At 64.5% G+C, this 16,712-nt stretch carries 13 protein-coding genes and 1 riboswitch; of the genes, 6 read left to right on the forward strand and 7 right to left on the reverse strand.

Annotated features, from left to right (window positions below):
* Positions 1–72: 72 nt before the first annotated feature.
* Positions 73–2,556: a TonB-dependent receptor gene (locus KLP40_RS01820; protein ID WP_215591829.1), complete on the reverse strand. Its 2,484-nt coding sequence runs from the start codon at positions 2,554–2,556 to the stop codon at positions 73–75.
* A gap of 59 nt (positions 2,557–2,615) precedes the next feature.
* Positions 2,616–2,722, reverse strand: a riboswitch (TPP riboswitch).
* Between the two features lie 271 nt (positions 2,723–2,993).
* Here KLP40_RS01820 and KLP40_RS01825 point away from each other — a divergent pair.
* Entirely contained in the window at positions 2,994–3,221 is a 228-nt protein-coding gene (locus tag KLP40_RS01825) for a hypothetical protein (RefSeq protein ID WP_215591951.1), read from the forward strand.
* 192 nt (positions 3,222–3,413) lie between these two features.
* Here the strand turns inward: KLP40_RS01825 and KLP40_RS01830 are convergent, their stop codons facing one another.
* Genes KLP40_RS01830 through pnuC form a run of 4 tightly spaced genes read right to left on the reverse strand, consistent with a single transcriptional unit; the run spans position 3,414 to position 6,015 of the window.
* The gene (locus KLP40_RS01830) at positions 3,414–3,830 is read right to left on the reverse strand and encodes a GNAT family N-acetyltransferase (protein ID WP_215591830.1); all 417 of its coding nucleotides are present in this window, start codon (positions 3,828–3,830) and stop codon (positions 3,414–3,416) included.
* Positions 3,831–3,837: 7 nt separating this feature from the next.
* Complete coding sequence (locus tag KLP40_RS01835) at positions 3,838–4,719, reverse strand: aldose 1-epimerase family protein (protein ID WP_215591831.1); 882 nt, start codon at positions 4,717–4,719, stop codon at positions 3,838–3,840.
* A 52-nt stretch (positions 4,720–4,771) separates the two neighbouring features.
* Positions 4,772–5,332, reverse strand: coding sequence for an AAA family ATPase (locus KLP40_RS01840; RefSeq protein WP_215591833.1), 561 nt, complete (start codon positions 5,330–5,332; stop codon positions 4,772–4,774).
* A gap of 56 nt (positions 5,333–5,388) precedes the next feature.
* Positions 5,389–6,015, reverse strand: a complete 627-nt coding sequence (pnuC, locus tag KLP40_RS01845) for a nicotinamide riboside transporter PnuC (RefSeq protein ID WP_215591834.1) — start codon at positions 6,013–6,015, stop codon at positions 5,389–5,391.
* 171 nt (positions 6,016–6,186) lie between these two features.
* Between pnuC and KLP40_RS01850 the strand changes: the two genes are divergently transcribed.
* A complete protein-coding gene (locus KLP40_RS01850; RefSeq protein WP_215591835.1) occupies positions 6,187–6,510 on the forward strand; it encodes a rhodanese-like domain-containing protein in 324 nt (107 codons plus the stop codon).
* Positions 6,511–6,621: 111 nt separating this feature from the next.
* On the opposite strand, the gene KLP40_RS01855 is transcribed toward KLP40_RS01850, so the two are convergent.
* On the reverse strand, positions 6,622–7,893 hold the full coding sequence (locus KLP40_RS01855) for a DUF6799 domain-containing protein (protein WP_215591836.1): 1,272 nt from the start codon (positions 7,891–7,893) through the stop codon (positions 6,622–6,624).
* Between the two features lie 252 nt (positions 7,894–8,145).
* Here KLP40_RS01855 and hrpB point away from each other — a divergent pair, with 252 nt between their 5' ends.
* Together hrpB and KLP40_RS01865 are read left to right on the forward strand one after the other, a co-directional pair.
* Positions 8,146–10,704 (forward strand): ATP-dependent helicase HrpB, encoded by a 2,559-nt coding sequence (gene hrpB, locus KLP40_RS01860; protein WP_215591837.1) that lies wholly within the window; start codon positions 8,146–8,148, stop codon positions 10,702–10,704.
* 145 nt (positions 10,705–10,849) lie between these two features.
* Complete coding sequence (locus KLP40_RS01865; protein ID WP_215591838.1) at positions 10,850–11,632, forward strand: DUF2490 domain-containing protein; 783 nt, start codon at positions 10,850–10,852, stop codon at positions 11,630–11,632.
* 158 nt (positions 11,633–11,790) lie between these two features.
* Here the strand turns inward: KLP40_RS01865 and KLP40_RS01870 are convergent, their stop codons facing one another.
* Complete coding sequence (locus tag KLP40_RS01870; RefSeq protein WP_215591840.1) at positions 11,791–12,633, reverse strand: oxidoreductase; 843 nt, start codon at positions 12,631–12,633, stop codon at positions 11,791–11,793.
* Between the two features lie 215 nt (positions 12,634–12,848).
* Between KLP40_RS01870 and guaB the strand changes: the two genes are divergently transcribed.
* Positions 12,849–14,321: an IMP dehydrogenase gene (gene guaB / locus KLP40_RS01875; RefSeq protein ID WP_215591841.1), complete on the forward strand. Its 1,473-nt coding sequence runs from the start codon at positions 12,849–12,851 to the stop codon at positions 14,319–14,321.
* A gap of 283 nt (positions 14,322–14,604) precedes the next feature.
* Positions 14,605–16,698 (forward strand): PP2C family protein-serine/threonine phosphatase, encoded by a 2,094-nt coding sequence (locus KLP40_RS01880; protein ID WP_215591842.1) that lies wholly within the window; start codon positions 14,605–14,607, stop codon positions 16,696–16,698.
* Positions 16,699–16,712 lie beyond the last annotated feature (14 nt).

A 16,712-nucleotide genomic window follows, 5' to 3' on the forward strand; every position in this document is an offset into this window, starting at 1 on the left:
TTGTAAGATCATTCACCGAAAGCGGACGCCGGCAGCGGCGTAATCAGCACAAAAATCTGCAACAGCTGTGATTTACAGTTTCACCCCGACTGACACCAGGAAGTTGCGGGTGGCCTGCGGGTAGTACCAGTTGAAGGTATCGAGGCCGCCGCTGGCACCGGGGTAGCTGTAGGTGTAGCCGTTAGCGGCGTATTCGCGGTTGAGCACGTTGTTCACCAGCAGCCCCAGCTCGATTTCCTGGACAAACCGCGGCCGGAAAGCGTAGCGCACCCGAAAATCGAGCACCTGGTAGGGCTTGATGCTACGGCTCAGGTTTTCGGAGTTGTCGAGGTACTGGCGGCTCACGGTTTTGTAGAGCAGGGCCAGGCGCAGGCCTTTCAGCGGCTGCCCTTCCAGCGTGTGCGCCGACACGGCGCCGGGCGAGTAGGAAATGGTGCTGGTGCGGGCCTCGCCCAGCACGGGGTTGAAATCGGCATCAAACGTCACGTCGCGGTAGCCCAGAATACGGTTCTGGCTGAGCGTGAGCGTGCTGCTGAGGCTGATTTTGTCGTTGGCCGACAGGAAGCCGGTCAGCTCCGCGCCGCGGCGGTAGCTGCGGGCCACGTTGGTGCGCAGCGGCGTGCCCACGTCGTTCAGTTGCCCGATGGACACCAGCTGGTTGCGGTAGTTCATGTAGAAGAAGTTGGCTTCCAGTCGCGCCACGGCCCGGGCACCCAGCACACTGGCGTTGGACCGACTAAGGCGGTAGCCGCCTTCCAGATCCACCAGGCGCTCGGCCTGGGGGGTGGGGTCGTTGGCAAGCCGGTCGGTGAAGTCGGCGCGCACCGGCTCGCGCTGGCCCACTGCGAAGCTGGCGTACAGCTGCTGGCCTTCGGAAAGCGTGAGCGTAGCCCCGGCTTTGGGGTTGAAGAAGGTGTAGCGGGCACGGGTGCGCACGTCGTTTTGCTCATCTTCCACGCCCTCGATGGTGTAGTCGATGTGGCGCAGCTGCAGGTCGCCGTAGATGCCCAGCTGGGGCAGCACCTGCCAGGTGGCGCGGGCGTAGCCGTGGTAGTCGGTCTTGACGGCGTTGTTGAAGTAGTAGCGCTGCCGGATGGCGCTGTTGGAAGCGTACTGGGCCCAGATGATTTCGCCGTAGTGGTCGTTGTCGAACTGGTTCCAGGCGCCGCCTAAGGTAGCCTGCAGCCGGTCGTCGGTCTTGGGCTGGTAGTTGAGGGCGAAGGTGCCGCCGTAAAAGTAGTTATCCAGCCACTTGCGGTCCACCAGGTTGGTGCGGGTGAGCGTATCGCCCCCGATAATCACGTTCTGCAGGCCGTAATCCGCAAATTTGCGGCGGGCCCGGTAGCTTTCGTAGTAGCCGAAGCCGCGCGTCAGGTGCAGGGCCGCGCCCAGGTTCCAGTCGTCGCCCAGGCCCTGCGAGAGGTGCAGCTGGTAATGGTTCTGCTGGTAGTTGTCGGTCTGGTTGTCGTAGGTGTAATAGCTGTAGCGGCGGCCTTCCCGGCGCACCCGCTCGGCATCGGCCTCGCTCAGCTCGCCGTTGTCGATGTAGTTCTGCAGCAGGGCCTCGTCGCCGGTGAGGGCGGGCTCGGGCACGCCGTTCCAGGCCTGGTAGGTTTTCTCGCGGCCCGAGAAGGTGATGAACTTGAGCAGCGTGCTACCCTGCTGGTAGCCGGCCGCGAGGTAGTACGACTTCAGATCCGACGACGCCCGGTTCATGTAGCCATCGGACTTGATGCGCGAGAGGCGGCCGTCTACTGTGAAATGCTCCCCGATCAGGCCGGTGCCGAACTGCACCGTATTCTTCACCGTGCCGAAGGAGCCGACGCTGTTCTGGGTTTCGCCGTAGGCCTCGCGGCGGTTGTCGAGGGTGCTGATATTCACGCTGGCCCCAAAAGCCGCGCCCCCGTTCTGGCTGGTGCCCACGCCGCGCTGCACCTGCAGGCTGCTCACCGACGAGGCCAGATCCGGCAGGTTCACCAGAAACGCCCCGCGCGATTCGGCATCGTTGAGCGGCACCCCGTTGATGGTCATGTTGATGCCCGTGGTGCTCGTGCCCCGGATGCGGATATCGGTGTAGCCCACGCCCGCGCCGGCGTCGGAGGTCACCACCACGGAAGGCGTCTGGTCGAGCAGGTAGGGCAGGTCCTGGCCGAAATTGCGCTGGGCCAGGTCTTCCTTGCTCACGTTGGTGTAGGCCATGGCCGTGCGCTCGTTGGCGCGGCTGGCCGTCACGAGGGCCTCGCCGGTGAGGATGCCGCCGGGCTGCAGCGTGGCCGCCAGGCGCTGAGCCGCCGCTTGGCCCTGCAGCTGGCGCACCAGCGGCTCGTAGCCCACAAACGTGATACGCAGCTCGTGCACGCCGGCCGCCACGGCCGGAATCGTGAAGCTGCCCGACGCGTCGGTGGCGGCGCGGGCAGCGTTATCGAGCAGGATGGTGGCGCCGGGCAGGGGTTGGCCAGTGCGGGCATCGGTAAGCGTGCCGGACACGGGACCTTGCGCCCATGCCGGACCGGACAGCGCCAGAAGCGCCACGCCGGTGGGTAGAAAATTTTTCAACAGTGAAAACTGGAAAAAGTGGAACGGACCGGGCCCCAGGGGTCGGGGCCTTCGGCTTGTCGCTCGCGGATCGTTTGTTCCCTTCGCCGGCATTACCCGGACAGGTTCAATGGGTATGATCTCAGCCACGCACCACTCCCGGTACGGGGCACCCCTAAACTAGGGCGCAAAGGTACGCGCCGGTTTCCGATTTCAGTGCCCTACCTGCAAAAAGCCCATTCTAGCCCGCCGCATCGTCGCCCAGGGGCGGCCGCGGATGCCACAAATAAACTCCTTCCCGGTTCGATTTCTACTGATAATCAAGTAAATTAGAAATAGCAGCCGCTGACTTAAATAAAGTGGGTTACTCCTAAACCAGGCGCCCCGGCCGGCCGTTTGCACTACCAGAGCCGGCCGGCTCCGGTGTCTTTGGTTGTCGCTCTTCAGCTTCCTCCGTCATGACTATTACCAGCCTTCTGTACTTGTTTGTGGCCTTTCTGTTCGCGGGCCTGTTGTGGGTACTGCCCCGTCACCGCTCCCGCCAGCCGCCCGCCCCCGACAACGACGACGAAGGTGGAGAACCCCTCGACGACGGCCTGCCCGATTTCGACCTGCCCCCCGGCATCTCCCGCCCCATCAACGACTGGGAACCCGACTACAACCGCCGCCCCGTGCTTAGGGATTAGGGATTAGGGATTAGGGATTAGGGATTAGGGATTAGGGATTAGGGATAAACGCCTTTTCGGGCGAAACGAAAAATCTCGCGGGCTACTCGATGAACATTGTTTCAACGAGTAGCCCGCGAGATTTTCCGTTTCGCCCGAAAGGACGTTCTGCTAAGTTCTAATCTCCAGTTACTAAGACCTAAGACCTAAACCCTATAAATCCCGGGCCATGCGCACGTAGGGGATGGTGCCGCGGTAGAAGCGGTTGCCTTCGGGCTCCAGCTTGAAGGCGCGGTAGAAGTTCTCGTTTACGGCGCGGGCGTCGCACCAGAGGCGGCGGGCGCCCTGGGTGCGGGCCTCCTTAATGACGTGGCGCAGCAGCTGGGAACCGATGCCCTGGCCCTGGCAGTCGGGGCGGGTGGCAAACTTGCGGAAGCGGGCCACGTTGCCATCAATGAAGAGGGAAATAACAGATACCAGCTTGGCGTTGCGGTAGGCCCCGAAGTGGAAGCCGGTTTCGTCGTTATTGAGCTTGATATAGGCCATCGATTCCTCGGGCCAGAGCACCTGGTGGCGGAGGGCGTAGGTTTCGGCCGCCTTAATGGGGCGGATGGTCAGTTCGGAGGTCATCGGGGAGTTAGGCAACGGTAATGCTATAGGTGGTGAGAAACTGCTGGCCGGGTGTCAGGCTCAGGATGCCTTCCTTATCGGAAAGCTCGGGCGAGCCGGTTATGGCGCTGGCAATGCCCTGCCAGGGCTCAATGCAGACGAAGGGCGCCCCCGGCCGGGGCGTCCAGAGGCCCAGGTACGGGAAGCCGTCGAAACGGACGCGCACGCTCCGGCCCGAGCGGCGGCTGCGCAGGGTGAGGTGGGTGAAATCGAAGTGCTTGAACACCAGCGCATCCTCCGCAAACAGCTCGTAGCGCAGGGGCAGCACCCTTTGCTCGTGCAGCAGCGGGGCCGTCTGGCCGCTGAGCAGGCCGCCTTCCAGCAAGTGGCGCTCCAGGGTTACGGGGTGGTCGAAGACGAATTCGTAGTCCTCGAACGATTCCTCCGGCTGTAGCGGGCAGCGGAAGGCCGGGTGGGCCCCGATGCTGAACAGCAGCTCCTGCGGGCCCGGATTCGCTACTTCCCAGCCGACTGTGAGCATGCTCCCCGTCAGCTGGTAGCGGATGCGCAGCCGGAACTCAAACGGATAAACGGTCCGGCTTGCGGCGTCGGCGCGTAATTCTAGCAGCAGCTCGCTGGGGCTTTGGCTGACCAGCGTAAACTCCCGGTCGCGGGCGAAGCCGTGCTGGCCCAGGGTATACGCCTGGCCCTGGTGGTGGTAGCGGTTATCGGGCAGGCGACCCACCACCGGAAACAGCACCGGGGCGTGGCGGCCCCAGTAGGCGGGGTCGGCGGACCAGATGTACTCCAGCGGGCCATCGGCCAGGTCGGTTCGTACGAAGCTGCAAAGTTCGGCTCCCAGCTGGCTGATGGCCACGCGGCACTGGGCGTTTTCGAGAGTATAGGTCATGAGGCCAGCAAGGCGGGGGAATGCAGGAAGAAACGGCGAGCCGGCCGGAAGGTTAGCCCGGCAGTCCGGCCAAGCCGGCGTCCGGGTCGCGGCCCAGCAGCATGTCCACGTGAAAAATGGACTGTTCCAGGCGTTGCGCGGGCAGGCCGCTTATCTCGGCAAAGTTCGACAACTGCCCGCGGAGTTCGCGCTGGAAGAGGTCGAAGAAATACTGGCGGTGATGCGGATGCTCCCGCAACGGGTCCGGCTGCCAGGGCAAATCCACGTTCAGCAGCAGAATCAGATCGTACTGCTGCTGCTCAAGGCGGCGCAGAATCCAGTCGGGGCAGTAGCCGAAGGCGTGTTCCGCCCAGATTTTTATCACCAGCAGATCCGTATCGCAAAACACCACCGGATAGCCCCGGTGCCGGGCCTCCCGAAAGGCCTCATCTTCGGCCCGGAGCTGGCCCTGGGCAATCTGCTCCAGGTCGCTGATGGTGTAGTTGGCGCCGTGCCGCTCCAGGTAGTGGCGGGCGTACTCGGGCACCCAGCTGGTGCGGTAATGCTCGGCCAGCAGACGGCTAAGGGTGGTTTTGCCCGTCGATTCGGGTCCGGTCAGGGCAACGCGCAACATCAGCAGGCGGAAACAGGCGGGTGGGGAAGCAAGGTGAAAGCAGGCACGAGCAACATTCAGCAAACAGGTAAAACCAGGGCGGCCGGCCGGCGCAGGGTCCGCCGCCACTCCACGTAGCCGTACACGGCCAGGGCCAGGTAAAGAGCGTAGAGGGCGCTGGTAGGGTATAGGTGCTTGTACCAGAGAATGGGCACGTAGATGATATCGACCACTACCCAGACCAACCAGTTTTCGAGGCGCTTGCGAATGAGCAGAAACTGCCCGGCCAGGCTACCGGCCGTAGTAAAGGCGTCCCAGTAAGGTAGGGTGGCATCGGTATGGTGCCGTAGGTAGTAGCCCAGGCCGAGCGTGAACACGACCACAAAGGCGGCGCAGCCCACCCATTCGGGGCGGGTCGTACGCGAAACGGGTAGCTGGGCGCGGTTCTGTCCGCCGTGCAGCCACTGGTACCAGCCATACAAAGCCAGCCCGATAAACACCACCTGCAGGCCCATATCGGCGTACAGGGTGCTGTGCCGGTACACGAACACGTACAGCCCGCAGCTCACGATGGCCACCGGGAAATTCCAGAGCGACTCGCGCGCCGCCAGCCATACGCAGGCAAAACCCGTCAGCACGGCCACCCACTCCAGCGGACTTCCCCCGGCCGCGGCCGTCCAGAAAGCATATATCGACTCCGACACGCAAAAACAGCTAAAGTACGGGCAGTAAACCATCATCGGCCAACCGAACAACCTCCCGGCCCCGGGGCCGCCGCCTACCCACAAACCCGGCGGCCAAGTGGCCAAAGCTAACGAGCATTAGGGTATTTTTGCGGTATCACCGGATTTTTCCCTGTTTTTTTCCCGTCTGCCATGCTGCCCGAACTCACGCCCGAAGCCCTTCACGCCCGCCTGCAAAACGGGGAAGACCTGGTGCTGCTCGACGTGCGCCAACCCGAGGAGCATGCCTATTGCCGCATCGAGGGCAGCCAGCTAATTCCGCTCGGCGAGCTGGCCCGCCGCGCCGAGGAAGTGCCCACCGACCGGCCCGTAGTGCTCATCTGCCACCACGGCGTGCGCTCCATGCAGGCGCTGGCCTACCTGCAGCACCGCCACGAGCACACCAACCTGCTCAACCTGCGCGGCGGCATCGATGCCTGGAGCCGCCGCGTGGATGCTTCCGTGGCGCTCTACTGATCCACTGGCCGCAGCCAAGAGCCCGGGGAATGGTAGCCATGCGCCCCAAAGAAAGCGCCGACTCAGGTAGATCCAGGTCGGCGCTTTCTTCGGGGCGGGTGCGGGGCTGCTTTAGGGCAGACTCAGCAGGTACCCAATGGTGAAGTTGGCATCCCAGTCGAAGACGAACTGCTGGCAGCCGGTCGTTTCGGCCAGGGCTTTATAGATGGTCAGGCCCGCTTTGGTTTTGGCATTGGGCAGCTCGGCGTAGGCCGCCGGGGCGCTCAGAACCGTATACCGTTCCTGGCCCTGGCGGTTGATTTTGGCCAGTTCGTAGGGCACGCCCCCAATGATAAAGCACGTCTGGCGCAGCGCCGAGGGCACCTGGCGGGCGTTGCTGGTCACGTCGCGGGCCACGTCCGCGTCGGAAATTCCTTTCTGGTAGTATTTGGCACCATACGTATCCAGGGCTTTGGGCAGCGCGTCCTGGGTCCAGGAAATCTTGGTATTGCCCGAGCCGATATCGGCCACAAACGCCTTATCGGTGAACGTGGGCGGCAGGGCTGCTTTCAGGGCCAGGGCCCCTTCCTGCTCAGGCGTCACGGTGTTTACCACGTAACCCAGTTCCTTGAGGGTGGCAATGATGCGGCGCGTTACGGCGGCCATGGTGGCGCCGGAGCTTACCACAAAGTGGATATCCTTGCCGCCCACGCCATAGTCGAGCATCTGCCCGATGTAGCTTTTCAGGCCCTTGCGCACATCGTCGTCGGTGGCCAGATTTTCCATGACCAGGCTGTTGCCGAAGTCCGATTTTTCCAGCTTCCAGTTCTGCTGTTTGTCTACCCGGATAATGAAGGAGTTGAAGCCGCTGGCCCCCAGTTCCACCACGCCCTTGAGCTTGCCGTTCACCGGCGCGGCAGGCTGATAGGTAAATGCCGGGGGGGCGGCAACGGCCGAAGCTGGCGCAGCAACCGGAGCTCCAGCTGGTGCCACGGCTGGGGTTACCGGCACCGATACTACCGTTAGCATAGCCGGCGCGCCTGGCGTTACCGTTATGGCCGCCGGGGTCAGGCCCAGCTGCAGGGCGCGCTGGCTGCCCACCAGCTCCCCGTTCTGGCTCATGGCCTCGCCTTCCTGCAGGGGCATGCTGCCGCCCGTGAGCAGCTCCACCTTGCCGGTAGTATGGCTGATACGTGCGCCGTTGGCCAGAGTCACGTCGCGGTCCATGGGCATGACGGCGGCCCCGCGGCGCACCACCATCTGCTGGTTCTGCTTGATAAACCACGTCAGCGGGGCGGTCGGTGGTGTATCAATAACCGATGGGCCTTGCCCCCAAGCCAGTTGAAAAACGCCCGTGCTCAGCAGCAACAGGCAAAAAAACAGACGAAGTAGCGGTTTGAACATGAGCGAAATGAAATAAATAAGTGAGCGTTGCGTGGTGAAGCAGGTTGTCCACGATGTGCAAAAGTGTGATTTTTTTCATCAAAAGTTACACCCTTGTTCGCTCAAGCGTAATTAATACCTGTTGAACTACTATTCAGAGCGCATCAGTCCAAAAAAACGCACCTTATCGTTGCCGCCGCTGGCCCACTTATGCAGCGGCTTTGCCCAACTTCGCGGCTCCAACTACTCACGCGCTAACCTTGCCCATTCGGTATGCTGCCCGCCTCTTCGTTATCCGACCGTCTGACGGCCCTCGCACTGCCCATTCTGGAGGCGTTGCCGGCGCTGCTGCGCACCCTGGAAAGCCACCCCATAGCGGTGCTGCAGGCACCGCCCGGAGCCGGTAAAACCACGGTGGTGCCGCTGGCCCTGCTGGAAGCGGCCTGGTGCGCGGGCCAGAAAATCATTGTGCTGGAACCCCGGCGGCTGGCGGCCCGGGCGGCAGCTACCCGCCTGGCCCAGCTGCTGGGCGAGCCGGTGGGCCAGACCGTGGGCTACCGCATGCGGCTCGAAAGCAAGGTATCGGCCAGAACCCGCATCGAGGTGGTCACCGAAATCATCCTCACCCGCCAGCTCCAGGACGACCCGGGTCTGGAGGGCGTGGCGGCGGTGGTCTTCGATGAATTTCACGAACGGAGCCTGCAGGCCGACCTCGGCCTGGCCCTGGCCCTGGATGCCCAGCAGGTGCTGCGGCCCGATCTGCGCCTGCTGGTGATGTCGGCCACGCTGGATGCTGAGCGGCTGGGCCGGTGGCTGGGCGCCCCCGTGGTGAGCAGCCGGGGCCGCATGTTCCCCGTCGAAACCCACTACCTGAGCCCCCAGCGGGCCGCCGCTGCCTCCCGCCGCCCCCACGAAAAGCTCCAGGACCTGGTGCTGGTGCTCGTGCGCGAAGCCCTGCGCGACCACCCCACCGGCGACGTGCTGGTGTTCCTGCCCGGCCTGGCCGACCAGCGCCGGGTGGCCGACAAGCTGGCCTCGCTACCCGATACTATTGACATCCATATGCTGCACGGCGAACTGCCCGCCGAGCAGCAGGATGCCGCGCTGCGCCCCGCCCCGGCCGGCCGCCGCAAGGTGGTGCTGGCCACCAGCATTGCCGAAACCAGCCTCACCATTGAGGGCGTGAGCATCGTGGTGGATGGGGGCTACGCCCGGATTCCGCGCTTCGAGCCCCGCATCGGCCTCACCACCCTCGGCACCGAGCCCGCCAGCCAGGCCGCCGCCGACCAGCGCCGGGGCCGGGCCGGCCGCCTCGGCCCCGGCACCTGCTACCGCCTCTGGACCGAAGCCGAGTTCCGGGACCTGCCCGCCCACCTGCCCCCCGAAATCCTGACCGCCGACCTGAGCCCGCTGGCCCTGGAGCTGGCCCTCTGGGGAGCCCCCGACGCCACTGCCCTGCGCTGGCTCGATGCGCCCCCGGCCCCGGCCCTGGCGCAGGCCCGGGACCTGCTCGGGCGCCTGGAAGCGGTGCTGCCCACCGGCGTGCCCACCGCCCACGGCCGGGCGCTGGCCCGGCTGGGGCTGGCCCCGCGCCTGGCCCACCTGGTGGCCCGGGGGCAGGAAATCGGGCACGGGGCTACGGCCTGCGCGCTGGCCGCCCTGCTCACCGAGCGCGACATCCTGCGCCCCGCCGATGGCTCCTTCGGTCCGCCCGATCTGCGCCTGCGCCTGGAGGCCCTGCACACCGGCCGCGCCCCCCTGCCCGGCCTCGTGCCCGACCAGGCCGGGCTGCGCCGGGTGCGCGAGGCGGCCGCCGTGCTGCGCCAGCGGGCCGGCGCCCAGGGGCCCATTGAGCCCGATGCGGCCGGACTGCTGGCCGCCCTGGCCTACCCCGACCGCCTCGCCCAGCGCGAAACACCCGAGCGGGTGCGCCTGCTCAGCGGGCAGCGCGCCACCCTGGCGGCCGAGTTTTTCGGGCAGCAGGACCAGTTTTTTGCCGTGGCCGCCCTTGATGGCTATACCGCCCAGCCCCGGGCCAGCCTGGCCGCGCCCCTGAGTCGGGCCGAGCTGGAAGAATACTTTGCGGGCCAGATTGAGAGCCGCGACGAGGTGCGCTGGGACGAAGCCGCCGGCCGCGTAACGGCCCGCCGCCTGCGCCGCCTCGGCGCCCTGGTCCTCTCCGACGCCCACCTGCCCCACCCCGACCCGGCCCTGGTGACCGAAGCCCTGCTGGGGGCGGTGCGGGCCGGCGGCATCGGGGCCCTGCCCTGGCCCGAGGCGGCCACCCACCTGCGGGAGCGGCTGGCCTTCGCTCACTATCATTTCCCCGAAAACTGGCCCGACGTATCGGATGAGGCCCTGCTGGCGGAACTCGACGACTGGCTGAGCCCCTACCTGACGGACGTAAAATCCCTGGTGGCCCTGGGCCGGATTGATTTCGCGGAAGCCCTGCTGGGCCGGCTGCCGGGCGGCTGGGCCCAGCGCCAGGAGCTCGACCGCCTCGCCCCCACCCACCTGGAAGTGCCCACCGGCTCCCGCATCCGCCTTGATTACGCCGAGCCCGCCACCCCGGTGCTGGCCGTGCGCCTCCAGGAAGTGTTCGGGTTGCTCGATACGCCCACCGTGGCCGGCGGGCGGGTGCCCCTCACGCTCCATTTGCTCAGCCCCGGCTACCGCCCCGCCCAGGTAACCCGCGACCTGCGCAGCTTCTGGACCAGCAGCTACTTTGAGGTGCGCAAGGACCTGCGGGGCCGTTACCCCAAACATTACTGGCCCGAAAACCCACTGGAGGCCCAGGCCATCCGGGGCACCAAGAAGCAGAACGGTTTATAACTCTGCCCGGCTGGCTAGGGCCGTTTAGTCCTCACGGGCCGGCTTTCTACCTTTCAGCAAGCCTTCCTATCTATTCACCGACAACCACTTAAAACTTAACAGTAACAATTAGGTAATACGGGTAACAATTCAGTAACATTGGCTTATGCAAACTTCTACCGCCTTCCTTCGGGCGCTGAAGCTGCTGCCGGCCCTGCTGCTGCTGTTACTGCACCCGGGCGCGGCCCAGCAGCTAACGGCTCCTTCTTCCGCCGCCCGCCCCAGCCAGACGAATACCTGGCTTATGTTTCTGAGCGACGTGCGCCTGAGTGCCCGCTGGGGCCTGCACGCCGAGGCCCAGGTGCTGCGCACTCACACCTCGGCGCTGGGTTTGCAGAACGTGCTGCGCGCCGGGGCCAACTACTACGCCACCGACCACCTGCTGCTGACCGGCGGCTACGCCTTTTCGCAGTCTTTTCCGGATGCGGGCTACCCCGTTCCCATCGGCCCCGAGCACCGCCTCTACCAGCAGGTGCAGTTCCACGATACCGGCAGCCGGGTGCAGGTGCAGCACCGCTACCGCCTGGAGCAACGCTGGGTGCAGCTCCAGCCCACCGCCCCCCACGTGTTCCTGAACCGCATGCGTTACCAGCTTCGCCTGACCATGCCCCTCATCGGCAAGGAGATGGCGCCCGGCATCCCGTTCGTGACGGTGTCGGATGAGGTTTTCCTCGGGTTCGGGCGCCGCGAAACGGCTGGCCTCATCAAGCAGAACCGCGCCTACGCTGCCCTGGGCTACCAGCTAAGCAAGGCGACGGGCATCGAAATCGGCTACCTCAATCAGCTAGTGCAGTCGCCCCGGGAAAACGGCCGCTTCGAGATGAACGAAAACCTGCAGTTTAGCCTCTGCTTCCACCCCGATTTCCGCCGCCGCGTGGCGGATGAATAATTGGCAGGATGTCGTTGTCAGTAGAGCAGAACGTCCTGCCGAGCGGAGCCGAGGAATCCCGCGGGCTGACGTTGAGTTACTATCACAACATCAGCACGCGGGATTCCTCGGCTCCGCTCGGAAGGACGTTCCAGGCTCTGCGTTCTAAACGCTAAAATCTATGACGGGAAGTCGGCCGAGTCGCCGGTGTCGGCCACGGCGGCCAGCTCCTCCACGAGGCTGGTGAACTTCTCGCGGGCGCCTTTCACGGCGGCTTTGCCCAGGGGCAGGTGCAGGGGCGCGTCGCCTTCCTGGTGTACCAGTTCGTACATGATGCGGGCGGCGCGGTCGGGGTCGCCGGGCTGCTTGCCACTGTAGCTCTGGATGCCTTTCAGGTTCTCGCCCACGGTGCTGCGGTAGTCCTCAATGGCCGTATCGACGTAGGTGGCCGAGCTGCCGGCCCACTCGGTGCGGAAGCCGCTGGGCTCGATGTTGGTGACTTTGATGCCGAGCGGTTTCACCTGCTGGGCCAGGCTCTCGCCAATAGCCTCCAGGGCGAATTTGCTGGCATTGTAGATGCCCACGCCGGGGAAGGTTTTCAGCCCCCCGATGCTGGTGATGTTGAGCACGTGGCCGCTCTTGCGCGCGCGCAGGTGGGGCAGCACGGCCCGCAGCACGTGCAGGGGCCCGAACACATTCACGTCGAACTGGTGGTGTACTTCCTCAGCATCGATTTCCTCGATGCTGCCCAGCGAGCCGTAGCCCGCGTTGTTGACGATAACGTCGAGGTGGCCGAGCTGGCTGATGGCGTCGGCAATGGCCTGCTTCACCTGGGCTTCGTCGGTGACTTCCATCACGAAGCCGTAGCCTTTGCCGTCTGCTTTTTTGGTAAACTCTTCGGCCTGCTCCTTTTTGCGGAAGGTGGCGGCCACTTTATCGCCTTTTTCGAGCAGCAAATCGGCCAGCGAGGCGCCGAATCCAGAGCTGACGCCGGTAATGAACCAGTTTTTGGTGGTGGACATACGAAGGGTTGTTTCGATTTCGAGAAACGCCGGCCCGGTAGTCGAGCAGCGAAGTGGTTTAACTGCCGAACCGGGCCGGGGGTTTTCGGGCGGGGCCGGCATTATTACGGCGGCGTCACACAAATACAACGGTTAATCGGCGGGGCAGGCACGGAAACCCAACTTTCCGCCGTAGCTTTGTCCGGCAATAAGTAGCACCTAACCTTCTTGTTGCCATGGCCGACCACGCTGCCAAAATTGCCTTCGAGGCGCTAACCTACGACGACGTCCTGCTGCTGCCCGGTTATTCGGAAACGCTGCCCCGCGACGCCGACCCCAGCACCCGGCTCACCCGTAACATCCGCCTCCAGCTGCCCTTCGTTTCGGCCGCCATGGATACCGTGACCGAGGCCGACATGGCCATTGCCCTGGCCCAGGAAGGTGGCATCGGCATCATCCACAAGAACATGAGCATCCGGGCCCAGGCCGAGCTGGTGCGCCGCGTGAAACGCTCCGAGAGCGGCATGATTCTCGACCCCTTCACGCTGGAAGAAACCGCCACCCTCGCCGACGCCAAGAAGCTGATGCGCGACAACAACATCGGCGGCATTCCCATCATCGACGCCGAGCGCCGCCTCAAGGGCATTCTTACCAACCGTGACCTGCGCTTCGAGAAGGACATGAGCCGGCCGGTAACGGCCGTGATGACGGCCACGCCGCTGGTAACGGCCAAGGCCGGCACCGAGCTGGCCGCCGCCGAAGACATTCTGCAGGACTCGAAAGTGGAGAAACTGCCCGTTATCGACCCGGAAGGCCGCTTGGTGGGCCTCATCACCTATAAGGATATCCGCAAGCGCCGCCGCACGCCCAACGCCTGCAAGGACGAGCTGGGCCGTCTGCGCGTGGGAGCCGCCGTGGGCGTTACCGCCGATTTGGCGCAGCGTGTGGCTGCCCTGGTGGAAGCCGGCGTGGACGTGGTGAGCGTGGACACCGCCCACGGCCACAGCAAGGGCGTGCTCGATGCCGTGCGCAACCTCAAGCAGCAGTTCCCCAACCTCGACATCATTGCCGGCAACGTGGCCACGGCCGAAGGCGCCCGCGCCCTGGCCGATGCCGGTGCCGACGCCGTGAAGGTGGGCGTGGGCCCCGGCTCCATCTGCACCACCCGCATCATTGCCGGCATCGGGGTGCCCCAGCTCTCGGCCGTGCTCGAAGCCGCCCGCGGCCTCGCAGGTACCGGCGTGCCCCTCATTGCCGATGGCGGCATTAAGTATTCCGGCGACGTGGTGAAGGCCCTGGCCGCCGGCGCCAGCACCGTGATGGTGGGCTCCCTGCTGGCCGGCACCGAGGAAGCCCCCGGCGAAGTCACCCTGTTCGAGGGCCGCAAGTACAAGAGCTACCGCGGCATGGGCTCGGTGGAAGCCATGGAGGAAGGCAGCAAGGACCGCTACTTCCAGGACGCCGAGGACGACGTGAAGAAGCTCGTGCCCGAGGGCATCGTGGGCCGCGTACCCTACAAGGGTCTGGCCGCCGAAGTGCTCTACCAGCTCACGGGCGGCCTGCGGGCCGGCATGGGCTACTGCGGCGCGGCCACCATTGAGGGCCTGCACGAGGCCCGCTTCGTGCGCATCACCGGCGCCGGTCTGCGCGAGTCGCACCCCCACGACGTGCAGATTACCCGCGAGTCGCCGAACTACAGCAGCCGCTAGGGGCACGGCCGGTTTCGGCCCGACCCTACGGCATGGGCCAACGCTTCCCTGGGGGGCGTTGGCCTTTTCGGTTTCCGGGCCGCCGCCACTGCAAGTGACGACGGGCACTGCTTCCCGGCCACCTGCCAGCATTGGAATACCCGGCCGGCACAGATTGGCTGGCTTCGGCGGAGTGGCCGCCGCGCCGCGCCGAGGACTTTAGCACCGCGTTGCGGTTTTCGGCTGGCAGCCCGTATCTTGTCCACCCGTTCGGTTCTCCGTTCCGCTTCCTTAGTCCCCCTACATGTCGTTCGTTCGGAAGATCCACCCCTTCCTGTTGCCTTTTTCCGTGCTGAGTTGGTTAGCCCTGCTGATCTGCACACTGCTTTACGTCCATCCCACCCTGATGGCGGGGCTGCCCACGCCGCCCGGTTGGCTGCTGCTCGGCTTGCAGGCCCTGTTTACGGCCGCCATCTTCCTGCAGGAGCGCTACCAGACGGAACGGCTGCGGGGCATCGACTTCAACCGCCTGCTGCGCCACCTGGTGCTGGGTCCGGCGCTGGTGGCGGCGGTTTGCGTGGGGCTGCACCTGGGCATGCACTACGCTCAGCAGCCCCTGCCAGCGGCCGGCTCCGTGCTGTTCACCGTCTTCTATACCATCAACGTAGGCCTGTTCGTACTGCTACTGGCCCGCACCAACTACACCTGGCGCTCTTTGGTGTTGTTTCACGGTACCGAACGACTGCGGCGGCAGTGGCTGTGGTTTGAGATTCTGCTGGGCGTTACCCTGCTGCTGCGGCTCCTGTCCTGGACGCCCCCGCTGGGGCTGGCGACCGGCCTGCTGGGGGTATTGGCCGCTTTCGGAGCCTACCTGAGCGGGCGGCAGAAGTGGGTGGCCTACCTCAACCGCCGCCAGAAGCTGGAAGCTGTGCTGCTCCAGCTGGCCGTTATTCTGGTTATGGGCCTGTTCGTGTTTTACTTCCAGCACACCCAGACCGTTCTACGCCTGCTGGCTCCCCCCACCCAGAACGCTTTTCTGCTGCTGAATGCCTTTTTTGCGGGCTTTTACGCCCTGATGGGCTTGCTCGTCACGCTCTTCAACCTGCCTACGGCGGGCGTATTCGAGCAGAAGCGGGAAGAGATTCTGAGCATGCAGCGTCTTACCCAGCTGATTCAGCGCGGCCAGACGCCCGAGGAAGTGTACCGCATGTTTTTCGACTCCGCCATTCAGACGGTGGGGGCCGACGCGGCCTGGCTGCTGGTGGAAGACGTTGAAAACGAGTACACCGGCCAGCTCTACCAGCTCCGGCCCGAGCAGGGGGAGGCCATCCGGCAGCTGCTCACCGATTACAACCTCAACAACATCGAGTACCTCAATAACGACCTGGCCAACAGCAGCTTTCGGCAGCTGGAGTTGCCTTACGGGTCGCTCATGGTGATGCCCCTGCACTCCAGCAAGCGGCAGTACGGCAACATTTACATGCTCAAGCAGTACGCCCAGGCCTTCGACCGCGAGAACCTGAGCATTCTGCAAACCTTCGCCAGCCAGACGGTGCTCAGCATCGAAAACCTGCAGCTGATTCAGGCCTCGCTGCTGACCCAGCGCGTGCAGGACGAGCTCAAGATTGCCTCGGCCGTGCAGGAGAGCCTGATTCCGAAAAACCTGCCCATCGATAACTGGTTTGAAATCAGCTCCCACGCCGTGTCGGCCACCGAGGTGGGCGGCGACTTCTACGACTTCCTGCACCTGCCCGGGCGGCGCCTGGCCGTGCTCATCGGCGACGTATCGGGCAAGGGTGTGACGGCGGCCTTCCACGTGGCCCAGATGAAGGGAATTTTCCACGCCCTGATGCAGGAAAACCCCTTGGCCCGCAACGAACGGGAGAAGTTTCCGGTGCCCAGCAAGTTCATGGCCCAGGCCAACGACGCGCTGGGCCGCTGCCTCGAAAAATCGGCTTTCATCACGGCCTCGCTCTACATTATCGACTACGAGCACGGCGGCTTCGTATTCGCCCGCGCCGGCCACTGCCACACGCTCTACTATCACTCCATCAAGGAAGAAGTATCCTACTTCCACACGACGGGCCTGGGCCTGGGCATTATCCGCAACGACGGTTACGAGAAGCACATCAAGAACCAGTTCTACGACTACAACCCGGGCGACGTGATGGTGATTTACACCGACGGCATCGTGGAAGCCCGCGACGCGGCCCAGGACGAGTACGGCGAGGACCGCCTGCTGCGGATGCTGGAGCAGTCCTTCTACCTCGACGCCGACCAGATCAAGGAGTACATTCTCACGGACCTCAACGAGTTCAGCAAGGGCCAGCCCATGCACGACGACCAGACGCTACTGGTAATTAAATTCAAGGCGGCTCAACCCGAAGCGGGCCTTTAACGTAGCACGAACCC

This window comes from Hymenobacter piscis (genome assembly GCF_018760735.1).
GTDB classification, from domain to species: Bacteria; Bacteroidota; Bacteroidia; order Cytophagales; family Hymenobacteraceae; genus Hymenobacter; species Hymenobacter piscis.